The sequence below is a fragment of the Pseudoteredinibacter isoporae genome (genome assembly GCF_011602085.1).
GTDB lineage: Bacteria > Pseudomonadota > Gammaproteobacteria > Pseudomonadales > Cellvibrionaceae > Pseudoteredinibacter > Pseudoteredinibacter isoporae.
Genome location: NZ_JAAONY010000001.1, coordinates 49665 through 66996 on the forward strand (window position 1 = coordinate 49665; position 17332 = coordinate 66996).

The window sequence follows — 17332 nt, forward strand, 5'->3', positions numbered from 1 at the left end:
ACCGGCTCCCTATTCCACACTTCGAGCGGCCGCCTTGCGCGGCCTTCTTATTGACCTATTCCGCGACAAAGCGCATCATGCCTCGGTTTTCCCAAATAACACTGGAATAGAACTGTGGACGATTTACAAAAAGAACACCACCGCCTGACCGGCCTGTTTATCGAAATGTGCAACACTGCCGCCCAGGAAACCGAGAACCCTGGCCTGGTTGCCGCCGCCCTGATGACGTCGGCTGCCAACTACTGCTCTTATGTGTCTACCGGCAATGCTGGCTATCTGAGCGAAAAAGGCATTGATGACCTAACCGAGCGTTTTCGTCATAACCTGCAAGTGCTGCAAGACATCAAAAAAGAAGAACACGAAAAAGCGCTGGCCGCAGCCCAAGCCTCTGAAGCCATCAAGAAAGACTGAGTTTCAGCAGGCAGAAAAAAGCCCAGCACTCGCTGGGCTTTTTTGTTTTAACTGATGGATAAGGGCTTATTCCCCATAAAGGTCTTCACCGCGTACCCAGTTTGCGTGGAAGCCGCCCGGCACACGCTGGGGTAATTTCAATTTACATACAGGGCCCTGGGCCACATCACGAGCATCGAAAACCAGGCAATACGACGTCCAGTCATTACTGTCGGTCACAATCGTAACCAGATAGCCCTGGTCCTCAGGATCATGTCGGGTAGCACCTTTCGCCGGGCAGTACGGAGCCTCGCTGCCGAAGACACCTTCACCATAGTCCCAACGCTCCAGATCGCCATTCTCCACGTCGTACTTTAACATCGCACCAAAGGCCAGAGTCCCCACGCCATCGTCTTTGCGAGTCATGATGTATTGGTTGAAACTGTAGCGGGTTTTATAGCCCATATAGAGCGGGTTCGAGCGATTGAATTCCGAGTTCAGGGTATCGATATCGTGCTCGATCACCTCTCCAGTTTTCATATTGAATTTCCACACATACAGATTCGCTTCCAGGCGCATATAGGCCAGCATATGAGAAAGTTCGCCTTCACTCGGATCGGCTTTCGGCATCGGATTTGTAGACCGGCAACCCACCTGAATGACCCAATCCCCCTCTTCCCAGCAATTGGTCACGTGCAGAATATAGCAGGGCTCGCACTCGAACCATGTCACTTCATCACCTTTGCCATAACGCGGCTGCACACCAAAGCGTGTTGGCACATCGCGATGGAACGTCATCACGCGCTTACTGGTTTTTTCAAGCAAATCCACGTCGTGGAAAAACGGGCAATCGTGAACGATCACATAATTGGGCGTTACGCCAATATCGTGGGGCAAACGTGGACCCGGTAATGCCACACCTGCCTCATGAATAACATTGCCATCTTTGTCGGCAATACCATAGGTGTAATACGGATAGTCATCGGAATAATCAAAGAAGACCAGCTCACCGTTTTCCAAATCTACCTTGGAGTGCGCAGACAAAGCACGCTTCAAACCACCATTAAGATCTTCGCGACCTTGGGTATCCAAGGTTTCCATATCCAATTTATAGGGGATACCAGCGTTGTACCACAGGGACATAATGTGGCCGTTGTAATACATCACATCAGTATTGGAAGTGTCTTTGATCGGAAAACCCGGGAGACTGAAATCAAAGGGGCCCATCACACCCGGCCATATCGCCTTATCTTCCTCGGCTTCTTTCACCTTGGCATCGGTTTGGATCCAACGATTACGGTAACTGGCCTTACCGTCTTTGAAGTTGATCATATGCAACATGCCATCACCATCGAAGGCATGGTAGTTGAAACGAGGCTTGTACACCGCGTTGGGGCCATTGCGCAAATAGGCGCCATACAGGTCCGCCGGGACTTCGCCCTCAACGACTTCCAACTCATCGGCCTGCACTTCCTCGCAGATCGGCGCGTAGACGCCGTGCAGATAAGGGTTATCGATTTCCTGAGTCCAGGAAGGCGCATCCGGCGCGGGGTTACCGTCTTTATCGCGAATGATCGTGCACTTTTCGGCAACTTCCAGAGCAATGGCTTGTTCGAGTGAGTTCATGGCCCAACCTCCATCTAGAGCTATATACGGCACAAATTGATTGTATTTTTTATGACTGTGAGACTAATCATGGCTCAGTAAGTTTATTAATGCAAGTTATAAATCCAGAGTTGTCGAACATTTTTCATACAGCAGCGACGACGGCTAAAAATAAATGGCCCAGCCCGTGCGCCCAAAGGCTAGGCTCGGGTACAATAGCCGCACTTAATTTATGCACTGATTGGAGGCTGCCGCGCTATGGCGCAATACGTTTACAGCATGAACCGTGTGGGCAAAATCGTCCCACCTAAACGTGAAATCTTGAAAGATATATCCTTGAGTTTCTTCCCTGGCGCAAAAATCGGCGTTCTGGGTTTGAACGGCTCGGGTAAATCTACTTTGCTGCGGATTATGGCTGGCGTGGACACCGACTATAACGGTGAAGCCCGCCCTATGCCTGGCATCAAGGTGGGCTATCTGCCACAGGAACCACAGCTCGACGAAAACAAAGATGTGCGCGGCAACGTTGAAGATGGTGTGCGTGAAGCACTCGATGCTCTGGCCGGTTTGGATCAGGTATACGCCGCCTACGCTGAAGAAGGTGCCGACTTTGACGCGTTGGCCAAAAAACAGGGTGAATACGAAGACATCATCCAGGCCTGGGATGCCCACAATCTGGATCACAAACTGGAGCAGGCCGCCGATGCCCTGCGCCTGCCAGCCTGGGATGCCGAGGTCAACAAATTATCCGGTGGTGAAAAACGCCGTGTAGCACTCTGTCGCCTGCTGCTATCCCGTCCGGACATGCTGCTGCTCGACGAACCTACAAACCACCTGGATGCCGAATCGGTTTTCTGGCTGGAGCAATTCCTACAGGAATTCTCTGGTACGGTGGTGGCCATTACCCACGATCGCTACTTCCTCGACAACGCCGCAGGCTGGATTCTGGAATTGGATCGCGGCCACGGTATTCCATACGAAGGTAACTACACCACCTGGCTGGAAACCAAAGAGCAACGTTTGGAGCAGGAACAGAAAACCGAAGCTGCCCACAACAAAGCCATCAAAGCGGAATTGGAGTGGGTACGCCAAAATCCAAAAGGTCGTCAGGCGAAAAACAAAGCGCGTCTGGCCCGCTTCGAAGAAATGCAATCCCAGGATTTCCAGTCGCGCAACGAAACCAATGAAATTTACATTCCACCCGGTGAACGCCTGGGCGACAAAGTGATTGAGATTAACAATCTCAGCAAAAGCTTTGGCGACCGCAAGCTGATTGACGACCTGAGCATCTCCATTCCTAAAGGTGCGATTGTTGGAATCATCGGTGGTAACGGCGCAGGTAAATCGACCCTGTTCCGCATGATCGCCGGCACCGAACAACCGGACTCCGGCTCGGTAGAACTCGGTGAGACTGTAAAAGTCGCATACGTCGAACAAGGTCGGGAAAATCTGGACGATAACAAAAATGTTTGGGAAGCCATTTCCGATGGCCACGACATTTTGAAAATCGGTAATTACGAAGTCAGCTCACGCAGTTATGTGGGCCGCTTCAACTTCAAAGGCACTGACCAGCAAAAACGTGTGGGTGAACTCTCCGGTGGTGAGCGCGGCCGCTTGCACCTGGCCAATACATTAAAGCAAGGCGCCAATGTATTGTTGCTCGATGAACCGTCAAACGATTTGGACGTGGAAACCCTGCGCGCACTGGAAGAAGCCCTGCTGACCTTCCCTGGCTGTGCCATGGTGATTTCGCACGATCGCTGGTTCCTGGATCGCGTAGCAACTCACATCCTGGCCTACGAAGGCGAAAGTGATATTGTTTTCTTTGAAGGCAACTACACGGAGTACCACGAAGACTTTGTGGCTCGTAAAGGTGCGGACGCCGGTCCAAAACGCATGAAGTACAAGCCGATTAAAGCGTAAACTTGAATGCAATTTGACTGAATAAAAAACCCGGCAATGCCGGGTTTTTTATTGGGCTGAATTAACTGAGCTTGGCTTACTCGTTCGCCGCACAAATCAACAAGCCCTCATTATAAATTGAGCCCAGCAGCCACTGCTTATCACTCAAACCAACAGCAACACTTACCGCTGAATATCGATTCCCATCCAATGCGATTTGCAGGTGTTCTCCGTTCTTGCCAATGCGCCACACTCGACTGGGAGAAGGGTGAGCAGCATCGGAAACGTTCCGAATTTGGCTGACACCATTCACATGATCAGCCACCAGCAAATCTCCCTCTTTGGTCACACTGATGTTGTCCGGACTGTTACCCAGAGGCATTATCTCCAGCAGTTCCAAATCACCCGTGTGAACATCCCGCCTATAGGCGCGCAGTGCTGAGCCCCGGGATTCGGATACCCATAAAGTGTTGCTGCTCTGTTGGAATGCAATGCCGTTCGCAAACGCCAAATCATCCACAAGCTGACGATAGCGCCCTTCTTTATAGTGAACAACACCACTTCTCGCCAAACCGAGAAGCACCTCGATGAACATGGATGTGCCCGTAACGGCCTTACGATCATTCGTAAAGTAAAACTCATCTTGCGCGAGCGCTACAATATCATTCGGGGAGTGAATAAGATCATGCTCAAGCTTGTCGACTTGTTTCAGTTGACAGCCATCAATGTGAAACAAATAAATATCGTGCCCTTTCGAGGCATCTTCCGGAAAACGGTGGCTAATTACATAGAGGTAACTCTTTCCGTTCTCGTTGAAGTAACTGATACCATGAGGGTGAAAATCTGATAACGCTTCGGTGCCTTGCATTTTTTCAATGTCAGGCTCACCATCAATAAAGCTCACACGATAAATCGCCCCCGCCTCCTGAACACCCATGGAGTGAGAACGCCTGTCGTCCGCCGAAACATATGCAATATTGGTGCTTGCATCAAATTCAATGTCTTCAGCCCCCACCATCCCATGGACTATACGACAATGTTCGGAGTTCGATACAGAAGACAGCTCATTCGCCCCACCCAAAGACAGCCACACATAAACAAGCCCTGACAAAAAGAGAACAAGCAGGCCCAACAGGAGTTTTATAAGATAAGACACGAGAAACTTAGTTCACCTCGTAGAAGATGTTTTTGAAGTCTTTCCTCATACTGACGGCCGTCAGATTCACAGCAGAAAATGCCTTGGCGATTTTCTGGTTTTTATCCCCATAATCATACTCACGCTGAGCATCATCGTGTGTAATCAAAATGGACAAACCGCCATCTGCGACCCAATCCAGCATCTGTAAATCTCCCAGAGAATTCCCAACCGCCAAGACAGGCTTCTTACCAATACGATGCATAATATTGCTGACTTTGCCTTGCCCAAGATTGATCGGCTTCCGGTATTCCCCACTCCGCAATACTGCATTGCTGCGATCATCACGATAGTAAGCAACATTTTGAGCAATCACGTGATCCGCTGGAATGCCAAATAATTCAAAAGCAACAGACCGAACAAATCCTTCATCTGAGCCAGTGCACAAATAAACGTCAAATTTGTTTTTCTTCAGCAAGCGTATCAATTCCAACATAGGCTGATAAATCAATTTTGCATGTGGTGCCTTGTACCTCGGATGCAAGCTGCCATTCAGCAAAAACTCCCGGGATTTCTCTTGATAGCTTTTCTCCGACATCCCTTCAAACAGCTTGGCTGATAATGTTAACAATGTAGCTTCGCTCTTTGGCTGAGCCGAGGAAAGTGCTGGCGAATGCTCTGACAAGACGAAGCCCTGTTGTGCATAGTGTGGTTTTTCAACCCACAAGGTGCCATCCACGTCGAATACGGCAATGCGACTTTCGACAGGAATAAAATCCGGTGCATTAGGATTCAGGGAACGCTCTACGAATTGAAGAATGTTTTCCTTGCTCGCATTATTCAACCAGCTTGGTAACACATCATCAGAACTGGCATGGACAATTGAGCTGAAAAATACAAACATTACAGACAGATAAGAAAGTGACTTCATACAGACCTAGCTTTGAACTTGAACCGTTTTTGTGAATTTAGTGCTTACGTTGTAGTTGTAACTATCAATGGAATCCACAACTTTCCAATTTGCCTCTACGTTCTCTTTGGTAAAGTTAACATCAAGCCAGCCTTTGTCTTTTCCATTAATGTAAGACATATGAGGGTTTTTCTGCTGAAAGGCTTCGCCTACCGATTTATCCGGCAAGCTGGGGAAGTAGTCATCCAAACCTGGAGACGTCACCGATGCAGTAACCAGCTCAGTTATTTTTTTAGTCTCTTCCCCCGGAACCGGGATCTCGGAACAAATACCAGTATGTATATCCCCCGTTAAGACAATGTGGTTTTTGCCGTACTTTGATAACAATTTCAGAAAACGCTCCCTGGCTTTGGGGTAGCCATCCCAAGCATCCAACAACAAGGGCAAACCATAGTGGCTGTTGGAAATCGTGTTCTTGTAGTGTTTTCGAGACCGGTAACGTGCAAACATGGAATCGCCTTCGGGATCAGCGATTCCATTCAGATCGGGTGTGTTCAGACTGGACAATAGCACCTGCTGACCGATTACCGTCCAAACCGTGTCCTGTGAAGATTTCAGTTGTTCTTCCAACCAAATCTGCTGAGCTTCCCCTAACATCTCGCGATCTTGCTGGAAACCCAGAGTAAATGCTTTTCGATTGGGCTGTTTTTCACGCCCTTTCAGTCGTGTATCCAGCATCGACAAACTCAACAAATTACCAAATCGAAAATGCCGATTGATGCCATGTTCGGAATTCTCACGAACAGGCATCCATTCATAGTAGGCTTGTAGAGCGGCGTTTTTTCGCTTCAGCCAGTTCGATTCATCACCTTCTTTAGGGCTCCCATTTTGCCAGGCGTTATTGGCGAACTCATGGTCATCCCACACACAAATCATTGGATGAGCTGCATGCATCGCCTGAAGATCAACATCACTTTTGTACTGTCCGTGACGCTTTCGGTAATCACTCAAGCTTTTGATTTCTGTTTGAGGGAACGGAACCCGATTAAGTGCTTCAGCGTTTTCAGTGGCGTAGCCACCCTGGCCATACTCATAAAGATAGTCGCCAAGATGAAGCACCGCGTCATAACCAGGGTCTTTAGCGATTTCCCTGTAAACATTGAAGTAACCTGCCGGAAAGTTTGAGCAAGACACAACCGCCAAACGAGCAGACAAGTGGTTTTTTGTCGCCAAAGTTCGACATTGACCAACTGGGGACTGTTCACCAGCGAAAACAAATCGATAGAAATACTGCCTACCTTCCTGCAAGCCGGCAACATCGATTTTGGCCGTAAAATCTCGCTCAGCACTGACCGTTAGCTGCCCCTGCCGCAACACATTGTTAAAATCTCTATCGCTTGCAACAAGCCAATGCAACGGTCCAGAACCCGCATCGTCCGAGCTTATGCGAGTCCAGATAATGAATCTGTCCTGCAGTGGATCGCCACTGGCAACCCCATGCAGAAAGGCGCTGTTCTTCTCAACCCCCTTCGGACCGGAACCCGTTGAAACACCGGAACTGTGAGCTAAAGGGGCGACGGCAAGCGTGGAACCCAGTAATCCAGCAGACCGAATCAGCTTTCTTCGTTTCATATCAAGCTTTCTCTCATGACATTCTCATTATTTTTACTGCCGGCCATCGCAAGTCCAAGCTTATCTCAGTTTGCAAATATACATACATTCACGAGTGTATGTCAATATATTCAATATCTTACGAAAACACGGCCATGACTCCACTCTCCTGCTGAAGCTGGTCGCCATTTCCTCCTCCATTGTGTCCCTTTGGCACAAAAGGTTAGAATCGCCGCTTGATTTGGGAAAAGAAGGTAAGCATGAGTTTAATCCGGCGTAGCAACGAGGAACGTAGCAACCAAACCCGAAGTAATATTCTTGAGGCTACCGTTCGCTGTATTCATCAGCACGGTTACCAGGGCGCCACCATGTCTCTAATCGCCCAGGAATCCGGCGTAACTCGCGGGGCACTTCAACATCACTTCGGCAACCGACGCATCGAACTCATCGCCCAGGCCGCCGAACATGTTTACGATCAATATTTCGCCCAATACCTCCCCATCCTGCAGGATCATGAACCAGACAAGTTACTTCACGATGTCTGGCAACTGCAAAAAGAGCTTTTCCACCAGAAAGAAACCATCGTACTGATCCAGATTTGGCTGGCTTGTCGCAGCGATGAGGAATTGTCCGAACGTATCCTGCCACTGTTTAAAGAGCTGGATGCCAAGTTATCGGAACAGTGGCGAGTATGCCTTAAGCATTCCGGACTTGAGCACTCCCAGATCCAAACCATACGCTATTTGCAGCGTACGCTTTTGCGGGGGGCCGCCATTGAATACCTGATGTTTTCAGACAAATCGGTATTTGAAAACCTCTTTGATATTGCTGAAAAAGCAACCCAAGAAATCATCAATAAGCCCTAAAAAAACCAAGCAGCACTTTTTAGGTGCCTGTCATCAAACTGCAACGACCGTTGCTTAACGTGCATACATACGCTAATGTATGTATCTGCTTTGAGGGAAAACGACCCTGAATTGAGTTATTCAGAGAGCCCCTCACAAGCCGTGCACCACTCATTGAGAAGTGGATTGGCCAAACCAAATACATGAAAGATTGTATGCAAAACAATAACTTGATTGCCAAACAACAGCACCTTGGGAGATGAAAACACCATGGCTAAAAAAGTCCTATCGAAAAGGCCGGCTAAACTCAGCACCCTAGCAATAGCCATATGCGCCAGCCACAGCTTTGCGCAGCAAGCCGCGCTTGAAGAAATTACCGTCACCGCTCAAAAAAGAGAACAGAATATTCAGGATATCCCGATATCCATAGCCGCTTTCAGCGCAGACGCTCTGAAAGACAAAGGCATTGATGATTTCAATAAGCTGGGCACGTTAACCCCCGGTTTGAACCTTGCGCCGTCAACCGGTTTTTTTGATCCTATTGTGACGATTCGAGGGATCGGCTTACGCTTCGAAGAACCCAATGTGAGCGCTTCCGCAGCTGTTCATATTGACGAAGTGGCCATGGCAACACCGAGTTATTTAAATGTTCCCCTATTTGATTTGGAACGTGTAGAGGTTTTAAAAGGCCCCCAAGGCACGCTGTTTGGACAGAACACAACGGCGGGCGCCATTAATTTTATTACCCGCAAGCCGAGCCACGAAACCGACGCCTATATCGATTTAAGCTACGGTCGATTCAATGAAACCGATATTGAAGCCGCCATTGGTGGCAGCCTGAGCGAAAACGTTGCGGCGAGATTAGCCATCAAACAAACACAATCGGATGGCCATCAAAATAACCTGGGCACAACACGAACCGCCGGTTTTACTCGCGTTCCTGGGGTTATTCCCGGTGTACAGGAACGCCCAGCAGACAGTGAATTTGGCGGCCAGGACAAATTTTCAACCCGCTTCAGTTTGTTGTGGGATGTCGCAGACGATATCGAAGTTTATTCCAGCGTCCATTATTTTAATGATCAATCGGACATTCCTCTCGTGAAACTTGACGGTGCAGACGCGCTGGGCATGTTACCCGCCAGCGCCGACCCTTATATTGTTGAGGGCGATGAATTGGGCATCAATGACCACGAGCAATGGGGCGGGCAATTGCGAGTCAGTTGGGATTTGGGGTTTGCCGAATTCACATCATTGAGCGGCTACGAAACTCTAAACCGCCACATGGAGGACTCCGAGGGAACCGCAACCCGAGTTCTCAATGAAGACCTTTTCAATGATTCCTGGCAATTCAGTCAGGAATTTCGCCTGGTCGGTGAGACCGAACATGCGAATTGGACGGCGGGCGTTCACTACGCCGAAGATGAAGTCGATTTTTTCAAACGACAAGATGCATCGGATTCCGTCCTGGGGTTTCTCGATACAAAATATACTCGCACCGTAGAAAGCTGGGCACTTTTCTCCCAGGTCGATTGGCTGATCAATGAGGCACTCAATATCACTACCGGTGTGCGCTATCTGGAAGAAGACCGAAGCATCGACCGCAGCTCAACAGCCTTTGATCCATACGGTACGGCGCTGGTTGGCAGAATCTTTCCGGATCTTCCGATCATTCCCGGAAAAGACAGCATTTCAGCCGAAGAATTAACCTGGAGGCTGGGCCTTGATTACCGCCCGACTGAAGAGCTTTTAGTGTATGCCAGTGTGAGCGAAGGTTACAAATCCGGTGGCTTTGATGGCTCCGGAATTACATCGAATGCAGCCCTTGAACCTTTCGACGGAGAAGAACTGCTGGCTTATGAAGCGGGCATAAAATGGACCTCTCAAGAAATACCTCTGAGAATTAATGCCTCGGTCTTCTTCTATGACTACGATAACCTGCAAGCGCAGGCATTGGTTACCATCGTAGGTCAGGACGGCACACGCGTTCAGGACGCCATTCTGACGAATGCGGGCAAAGCCGAAATCCGTGGCGCTGAGTTTGATCTGAATTGGCAACCCTTCGAAGGATTACGATTTGATCTGGGCGCCACCTATCTCGATGGAGAAATTACTGAATTCGCGTCAGAAGACCCTTCAGAGGCAGCTGCTGTAATAGGCAATGACACACCCAATACACCGACGCTTCAGACCAGCGCCCAAATAGCTTACCGATGGAATGTGGGCGAGCATCACCTTGCCCGAGTGGCCCTGGATTACAGTTACATCGATGATGTTTTCGGTGATCTTGCCAATAGCGATAATGTTGTTATTGACAGCTATGAACTTCTCAATGGACGCCTGGAATTATCAAGTTCTGATGAAAGCTGGACAGTAGGTCTATGGGGGAAAAACCTGGCAGACGAACGATATTACACAAGCATTGCTCCGGCATTCCTGGCCCAACCGGGTGTAGTCAGACGCTCATACGCCCTGCCCAGAACGTATGGAATTGATGTTAAATACCACTTCTATTAATTCAGCTATCCAAAACCTCAGTCGATAATTTACGCCCGGCCATGCCGGGCTTTTTTATCTTCAGGTTTCAGGATTCCAAATCCAGAAATGCATCTTCAATTTTTTCAAAACTGAACTGAAAACCTTCTTGCAATAAACGCTTGGGATAAACCCTTTGGCCTTCCAGCAACAACTCAGCGCCTTCACCCAGCATTAATTTGGGAACCACATCGGGCAAAGGCATAAATGATGGTCGCCCCAAAGATTGAGCAAAGCTCCGGGTGAATTCCAGATTTTGGACAGCGTTGGGCGCAGTGAGATTAAAAGCTCCCGAGCAGTGATCATTGCCGAGCAAAAACTGAATAGCCCTGACCTCATCAGCAATATGGACCCAGGACATCCATTGTTTTCCTGAACCAACTCTGCCGCCCATGCCCATCATAAACGGCAGACGCATTTTCGCCAGGGCACCGCCCTTGCCTAACACGATACCGGTTCTCAGTAAGCAAACTCGTACGCCGTATTCACGGGCCTTGTCCGCTTCTTCTTCCCAGCGTCGACACAGTTCATGGGTAAAGCCAATATTGATTGGCCCATCTTCCGCAAGCGGCTCATCACTGTCGTGACTGCCATAAAAACCAATAGCTGAACCACTCAGCAGCACAGTCGGTTTCTGGTCAAGTTGCTCAATAAACCTGATCAGAGCAGCAGTGGTATCCAATCGGCTCGATAACAGCGTTGCTTTACGTGCTTCGCTCCAGCGCTTATCCGCAATACCCTCACCAGCCAGATTGATAATGGCATCGAAGTGAACAGCATCATCACGATTCAGTAATTCATTAAGTTGCGCCACACAGTTCAGGTTTGCTCCGTAGAGATAGTCACAGTGCTGAGGCGAACGAGTCCATGCCCAGAGCTTATGCCCTTCTGCCAGCAAATTGGGAATCAGCGTCTGGGCAATAAAGCCACTGGCGCCAGTCATAAGAATGTTCATACCTGCCTGCTCTCCATCGCCACTCATTACGGTTTTGAGTCTAAGCTACTTTAGTAGCGGTGTTTGGGCAAGTTTTGTCACAGATCGGTCGAAGAAGGCATTGGGCAACTACACCGCTTCAGCGGCCAGGGAGCCTTTATCACCCTGCCAGCTAACGCAGTTTCGGCCACGTTGCTTTGAGGAATACAGCTGGGCATCGGCCAATTCAAGCAGCGCTTTCCACTCCTTACCGCAACCCGGCTCGTAGCTACCTATACCCGCACTGGCTGTAACCACACCATAGTCGCTTTCACAATGGGGCTCGGCCTCGCCTTCAAGATTTTCCAATACTCGCTCGACGACCTTTGCGGCAACCAGAGGGTAGGTCTCTGGTAATAAAACCAAAAGTTCTTCACCACCGTAGCGATACAAACGGTCTGAGCTGCGCAAACTCGCCTTTATCGTATCACTGACTAAACGCAAAACACGATCGCCTTCCTGATGGCCGTAGTGATCGTTGTATTTTTTAAAGTAGTCAACATCAAGCAACACAATCGAATAGTAGCGCTGATAGCGCAACGCATTATTGTGGGTATACTGCAAATCCATTTCCATTGCGCGACGATTACCGATTCCCAAAAGAGAATCCTCCATGGACAAGGTTTGCAACTCATCCAACATGTTGAAATGCGCATCAAGAATATCGTTCTGACTGATCAAGCCCATCAAATATCCATCGGGGTCCACGACAGGAAGTTCACGAATATTGTGTGACTGGGAAATTACAAACGCTTCTTTCAGGAGGGAACTGTAATGCACGGTAACCGGCGACGATGTCATTACATCCCCAGCGTGCATATCCGCAATGTTTTTACCTTCAAGCTGATTGGCCGCAAGCACAGATACCAAATCGTTTTCGGTAATGATTCCTACCGGCTTATCGTCATCAATAACGATCAGACAAGGCGCCTTCGCCTCAGTGATGGTTTGTAAAATATCTGGCAGCGAAGCACTGGGTTCGACCGTGACAAAGCCCATCGTCATATGACTTTGCACACTGGAGTCATTAAATTTCATAGTCGTTTGTTATTGAGAACGTAGTTTCAGCTTCTATCGATTGTAGGAAGCAGCCCTATGGACCTGTCCCTGCCCTGTTTTTCCCTGTCGTTGTCGCCCAATTAAAGCCGGCGAGCCCTCATACTATTAATCGAAACTGCATTAATGACTGATTGTGATGGCCAGGCAATGTCAAACCTTACCTTTAAAGTATCGACCAACAGAAAGTGTTTGCCAGTTTCAATTCGAAATAAAAAACTGGAAATCCAAACTTCATTCTCAGGCGATAAATCTGCCTCACCGCAGTTGAATGCCCGCCCTGATATCCGGGAATGGGCTCATCAACACAAGGCTTTGCTATGGAGATAATTGTTCGGGCAACTGCTTAAAAGAATAGATCAAAATGATGCTTTTGCTAAGTCAATAAAAAAGCTTTCTGACGAAATGAACGGATAAATTGAGTCATTTTGTCACCTTAAATATAAGGCGACACGGCAATCATCCTAAAACCTGAGCATTTATAGGGATAACAACTCACGTCCGGCAGCACGCTCCATGAGGGCTTCTTTTGTGCTGTCGGCCAAGCGCTGTATTTGCGCCTCGCGGTATAACTGATAATCAAACGGCTGGATATCCTGAAGGCCCGCCCATCGCAACACATAATTCATGGCCGCATCCTGCTGAAACAAACCATGCAAATAAGTGGCGAGAATTTGCCCATTTTTTGAAATGTAGCCCTCCTTTTGCAGAGAACCCTTCTTGTCGAGCGCCTCAAGGTCAAGAAAGCTTTGTTGCAAACCTGGGCCCGAACTTTGTCCCATATGAATTTCATAACCGCTAACGAAGCAATCGGTTCCGGTTATTTTTCCTGTGCGGTTCAGTAGCGTTTTTTCCGCAGCCAGCACCGTTTCCATGTCGATGTACCCCAGCCCTTCACTGAACCCCGCCTCGCCTTCCACCGCGAAAGGATCATGAATACTTCTCCCCAGCATTTGATAACCTCCGCAAATGCCCATCAGTTTGCCACCGTAACGCAAGTGACGGGATATTTTTTTATCCCAAACTTCTGACATTAAGTAAGCCAGATCGGAACGAACCGATTTGGAGCCCGGAATAATCAGCAGGTCGCAGGCCGGAAGGTCATCGGCCAGATCGACAAACTGCAGCTCAACCTGGGGATGCAGTGCGAGAGGATCAAAATCTGTATGGTTGGAAATTTTAGGCAGCACCAACACCGCCACTTGCAAACACCGGGAGGCACTTTGGGCTTTGCTTTTGATCTCAATCGCGTCTTCAGCCTCAAGGTGAAAATGGTGCAGGTAAGGCAGCACAGCCAATACCGGCTTGGAGGTGCGCTTTTCAAGCCACTGCAGCCCGGGTTCCAACAAAGCGATATCCCCGCGGAAGCGATTGATCACAAAGCCCACCACTCGATCTTGCTCCGAGGCACTCAGCAGCTCAAGGGTTCCCACCAAATGAGCAAAGACACCCCCCTTATCGATATCAGCGATAATAATCACCGGACAATCGACAGCTTCAGCAAATCCCATATTAGCGATATCACCTTCGCGCAGATTAATTTCCGCCGGGCTACCTGCGCCCTCAACAAACACTGACGGATACCTGGCGCTCAATCGCTCAAACGAGTCCAGGACAGCGTGTTTCGCGGTTTTCTTATAGTGGTGATAATCCAGTGCCTGCATATTGCCGATGGATTGCCCCTGGATAATCACCTGGGCACCGGTATCGCTGCTGGGCTTGAGCAACACAGGATTCATGTCTGTATGAGGCTCCAGGCGCGCAGCCTGGGCCTGAACGGCCTGCGCTCGTCCGATTTCCCCGCCGTCTTCACTGACGGCGCTGTTCAAGGCCATGTTCTGTGGTTTGAAAGGCGCGACCGCTTTGCCCATATCACTGAAGATACGACACAGAGCTGCGACCAGTGTGCTCTTTCCGGCATCGGACGTTGTGCCTTGAACCATAACAGCTCTGGCACGAAAGCGTTGGAGATCCAAATTCAAAACCGGTTTACCACTCAATGCCTTTTTGCGCCTTAATTCCCGCCTGAAAGGCGTGCTTCACGGCTTTGATTTCACTGTAAGTATCACAGGCATCCTGAAGGTATTTCTTGGCGCCACGACCGGTGATAATCACACTTTGTTGCACCGGGCGATTGGCGATGGCTTCCAGCACTTCATTTTTGTCCAGCCACTTGTAGTTCAGGGCGTAAGTCATTTCATCAAAGAGAACAAGATGAAGCTCAGGGTTTTGCAACATCGCTTTGGCTTTTTCCCAGACCTGCTCCGCAGCCTGTTTATCCTTTTCATCATCCTGGGTTTCCCAGGTAAAGCCCGTTCCCATCACATGAAACTCAACGTCGGGCATATGCTCAAGCATATTTCGCTCGCCGCATTCCCAGGCACCTTTAATAAACTGAACGACACCGACTTTGTAGCCGTGCCCAAGCGCACGCAAAGCCGTACCGAAACCCGAACTGCTTTTACCCTTGCCATCACCACTGAGCACAATAAAAACGCCCTTGTCTTCTTGAGCTCTGGCAATACCTGCATCCACAATTTCCTTGCGTTGCTGCATACGCTCTTTGTGTCGTTGTCGTTTTTCTTCCGTCATGATCTAAATCTCTTGTTGTTTGCTGCGGACCTGAGCCAATTGCTTGCAGAGAATTTCGGCCCCCTGCAGCAAACGGGGCGTATGCCGTTGAATCAGATCTGGAGGTACGAAGTACAACTGATCTTTTTTCACTGCTTGAAGATTAGGCCATGCCTTCCAATCATCAAGCCATTTCGGCCTCGACGCATCGGTGCCACTGGCGACAATCACTTCCGGATCACGCCTTAGCACCGTTTCAACGCTCACCTTAGGGGCTACTGCGGGTGCATCCCCAAACACATTTTTACCGCCGCACAGTTTGATGACATCACTCACAATGCTCTGGTCACTGAGGGTTTGCAGGGGCTGATTCCAGACTTGATAGAATACCGTCACCGGGCTTTGGGATTGATAGCGCTGGCGAAGTTTGTTCAACTTTTGTTGATATTGTTTTGCAGCCGACAGTCCCTCTCTGTGGCCACTGATTCTGGCTACATCGTTCATCAGCTTGGCAATGTCTGAAAGGCTTTTCGGTTCCGAGCGATACACTCTGAAACCAAGATCTTCCAGTTTGCGAAGGCTCTTTGCCGGATTGCCACTGCCCCAGGCTAAGATCAGATCAGGCTGCAAGCGGGCAATGGCTTCTACATTAATGGTGGCAAAATTTCCAACACGAGGAATGTTTTTTGCCGCTTCCGGGAAATCACTGTAAGACACTGCCGCCACCAGTTTATCGCCTACCCCCACCGCATAAGCGATTTCCACCAGATGCGGCGCCAAAGCGACAATACGCTTGGCAGGTTTCTCAGCCAACTCAACATTAGCTTGATGAGCAGTGTCTACGTTGTTTCCAGCATTGGCCGTAAAAGCACAGGCCAAAAGCACCCACAAGAGAACAACAGGAACGGTCTTTTTCATCGCTTCCAAAACCTTACATAATGACCATGGGAACATTCTTCTCTGGATGAGCGGAGTAATGCAGCTTCACTCCATAAACCGATTCCAGCAAACCACTCTCAACAACTTCCCAAGGCGAGCCATTGGCGTACAAACGCCCTTCATGCATCAACAATATTCTGTCCGCATACTGAAAAGCCAGATTCAGATCGTGCAAAACCATTAGTACCACGGCATTGTCATCCGTGCGTTTTCTGCAGTAGTCCAACAGAATTTTCTGGTGGCTTAAATCGAGACAGTTATTCGGTTCATCCAGAAGAATATAGTTAGGGCGACCTTCTTCTGCAGGCCATGATTGCGTAAACACCCTGGCCAACTGACATCGCTGTTGCTCACCACCGGACAGCTGAGTATAAGTTCGGTCTCGAAATTCATAGCAATCCGTGGCTTTCATCGCCTGCTCACAAATTTCCTGATCGGCTTGATAACCGAGAGAAAATGGCATTCGGCCCATTGCAACCACCTGCTCGACGGTAAATGGAAAGTTAAGCCGGCTGTGTTGTGACAACACGGATATATGCGCAGCCCTCTGATCCAAACTCATCTCCGCAAGACGCTGCTCATGCAGAATCAGTTCACCATGATCAGGCGAGTACTCGCCTGCCAGCAGACGCAGCAAACTGCTTTTGCCCGCTCCGTTAGGGCCAATAATCACCACCAGTTCGCCCGCACAGGCTGAAAAGCTGACGGGTTTTAAGACTCGCTGCCCGCCTAAGCTCAGGCAAACCTCACGAGCTTCAAGGCAGGCAAACGCCTGATCCAGAGATGGAAATCGAAGCTTCATGCCGAAATACTCTTCATAAGCCAGACCACATCAAAAGGGCACAAGGACGAGAACAATATAA

14 protein-coding genes are annotated in these 17332 nt (G+C 49.1%); 4 read left to right on the forward strand and 10 right to left on the reverse strand.

All coding sequences use genetic code 11. The annotated features are described in order from the left end of the window. The first annotated feature begins 114 nt into the window (after positions 1-114). A complete protein-coding gene (locus G8768_RS00210) occupies positions 115-411 on the forward strand; it encodes a hypothetical protein (protein WP_166853179.1) in 297 nt (98 codons plus the stop codon). Between the two features lie 66 nt (positions 412-477). Here the strand turns inward: G8768_RS00210 and G8768_RS00215 are convergent, their stop codons facing one another. Further along, positions 478-2016: a carotenoid oxygenase family protein gene (locus tag G8768_RS00215; protein WP_166853177.1), complete on the reverse strand. Its 1539-nt coding sequence runs from the start codon at positions 2014-2016 to the stop codon at positions 478-480. A gap of 237 nt (positions 2017-2253) precedes the next feature. Here G8768_RS00215 and ettA point away from each other — a divergent pair, with 237 nt between their 5' ends. After that, positions 2254-3918, forward strand: coding sequence for an energy-dependent translational throttle protein EttA (gene ettA / locus G8768_RS00220; RefSeq protein WP_166853175.1), 1665 nt, complete (start codon positions 2254-2256; stop codon positions 3916-3918). 76 nt (positions 3919-3994) lie between these two features. On the opposite strand, the gene G8768_RS00225 is transcribed toward ettA, so the two are convergent. From G8768_RS00225 to G8768_RS00235, 3 genes are all read right to left on the reverse strand, one after another. Beyond that, on the reverse strand, positions 3995-4990 hold the full coding sequence (locus tag G8768_RS00225) for an SMP-30/gluconolactonase/LRE family protein (protein ID WP_166853173.1): 996 nt from the start codon (positions 4988-4990) through the stop codon (positions 3995-3997). Between the two features lie 70 nt (positions 4991-5060). Continuing rightward, positions 5061-5963 (reverse strand): HAD family hydrolase, encoded by a 903-nt coding sequence (locus G8768_RS00230; protein ID WP_166853171.1) that lies wholly within the window; start codon positions 5961-5963, stop codon positions 5061-5063. 6 nt (positions 5964-5969) lie between these two features. Beyond that, positions 5970-7574 carry an alkaline phosphatase D family protein gene (locus tag G8768_RS00235; protein WP_166853169.1) on the reverse strand — a complete coding sequence of 535 codons (1605 nt, stop codon included), beginning with the start codon at positions 7572-7574 and terminating at the stop codon, positions 5970-5972. Positions 7575-7813: 239 nt separating this feature from the next. On the opposite strand from G8768_RS00235, the gene G8768_RS00240 reads away from it, so the two are divergent. Together G8768_RS00240 and G8768_RS00245 are read left to right on the forward strand one after the other, a co-directional pair. After that, on the forward strand, positions 7814-8419 hold the full coding sequence (locus G8768_RS00240) for a TetR/AcrR family transcriptional regulator (protein ID WP_166853167.1): 606 nt from the start codon (positions 7814-7816) through the stop codon (positions 8417-8419). A gap of 249 nt (positions 8420-8668) precedes the next feature. Beyond that, on the forward strand, positions 8669-10912 hold the full coding sequence (locus G8768_RS00245; protein WP_166853165.1) for a TonB-dependent receptor: 2244 nt from the start codon (positions 8669-8671) through the stop codon (positions 10910-10912). A gap of 67 nt (positions 10913-10979) precedes the next feature. Here the strand turns inward: G8768_RS00245 and G8768_RS00250 are convergent, their stop codons facing one another. The 6 genes from G8768_RS00250 to G8768_RS00275 form a co-directional block, all read right to left on the reverse strand. Continuing rightward, the gene (locus G8768_RS00250; RefSeq protein ID WP_166853163.1) at positions 10980-11885 is read right to left on the reverse strand and encodes a TIGR01777 family oxidoreductase; all 906 of its coding nucleotides are present in this window, start codon (positions 11883-11885) and stop codon (positions 10980-10982) included. Positions 11886-11993: 108 nt separating this feature from the next. Further along, complete coding sequence (locus tag G8768_RS00255) at positions 11994-12941, reverse strand: GGDEF domain-containing protein (RefSeq protein ID WP_166853161.1); 948 nt, start codon at positions 12939-12941, stop codon at positions 11994-11996. Between the two features lie 497 nt (positions 12942-13438). Then, positions 13439-14902 (reverse strand): cobyric acid synthase, encoded by a 1464-nt coding sequence (locus G8768_RS00260; protein WP_166853509.1) that lies wholly within the window; start codon positions 14900-14902, stop codon positions 13439-13441. A gap of 46 nt (positions 14903-14948) precedes the next feature. After that, on the reverse strand, positions 14949-15551 hold the full coding sequence (gene cobO, locus G8768_RS00265; protein ID WP_166853159.1) for a cob(I)yrinic acid a,c-diamide adenosyltransferase: 603 nt from the start codon (positions 15549-15551) through the stop codon (positions 14949-14951). Between the two features lie 3 nt (positions 15552-15554). Further along, complete coding sequence (locus tag G8768_RS00270; RefSeq protein ID WP_166853156.1) at positions 15555-16448, reverse strand: cobalamin-binding protein; 894 nt, start codon at positions 16446-16448, stop codon at positions 15555-15557. 13 nt (positions 16449-16461) lie between these two features. Beyond that, positions 16462-17271, reverse strand: a complete 810-nt coding sequence (locus tag G8768_RS00275) for a heme ABC transporter ATP-binding protein (RefSeq protein ID WP_166853154.1) — start codon at positions 17269-17271, stop codon at positions 16462-16464. Positions 17272-17332 lie beyond the last annotated feature (61 nt).

Coding starts and splice junctions, on each gene's coding strand:
- G8768_RS00230 (WP_166853171.1), bottom strand. CDS start 5,963: ATGAAGTCACTTTCTTATCTGTCTGTAATGTTTGTATTTTTCAGCTCA.
- G8768_RS00250 (WP_166853163.1), bottom strand. CDS start 11,885: ATGAACATTCTTATGACTGGCGCCAGTGGCTTTATTGCCCAGACGCTG.
- cobO (WP_166853159.1), bottom strand. CDS start 15,551: ATGACGGAAGAAAAACGACAACGACACAAAGAGCGTATGCAGCAACGC.
- G8768_RS00255 (WP_166853161.1), bottom strand. CDS start 12,941: ATGAAATTTAATGACTCCAGTGTGCAAAGTCATATGACGATGGGCTTT.
- G8768_RS00245 (WP_166853165.1), top strand. CDS start 8,669: ATGGCTAAAAAAGTCCTATCGAAAAGGCCGGCTAAACTCAGCACCCTA.
- G8768_RS00270 (WP_166853156.1), bottom strand. CDS start 16,448: ATGAAAAAGACCGTTCCTGTTGTTCTCTTGTGGGTGCTTTTGGCCTGT.
- G8768_RS00215 (WP_166853177.1), bottom strand. CDS start 2,016: ATGAACTCACTCGAACAAGCCATTGCTCTGGAAGTTGCCGAAAAGTGC.
- G8768_RS00240 (WP_166853167.1), top strand. CDS start 7,814: ATGAGTTTAATCCGGCGTAGCAACGAGGAACGTAGCAACCAAACCCGA.
- G8768_RS00275 (WP_166853154.1), bottom strand. CDS start 17,271: ATGAAGCTTCGATTTCCATCTCTGGATCAGGCGTTTGCCTGCCTTGAA.
- G8768_RS00235 (WP_166853169.1), bottom strand. CDS start 7,574: ATGAAACGAAGAAAGCTGATTCGGTCTGCTGGATTACTGGGTTCCACG.
- ettA (WP_166853175.1), top strand. CDS start 2,254: ATGGCGCAATACGTTTACAGCATGAACCGTGTGGGCAAAATCGTCCCA.
- G8768_RS00260 (WP_166853509.1), bottom strand. CDS start 14,902: ATGGTTCAAGGCACAACGTCCGATGCCGGAAAGAGCACACTGGTCGCA.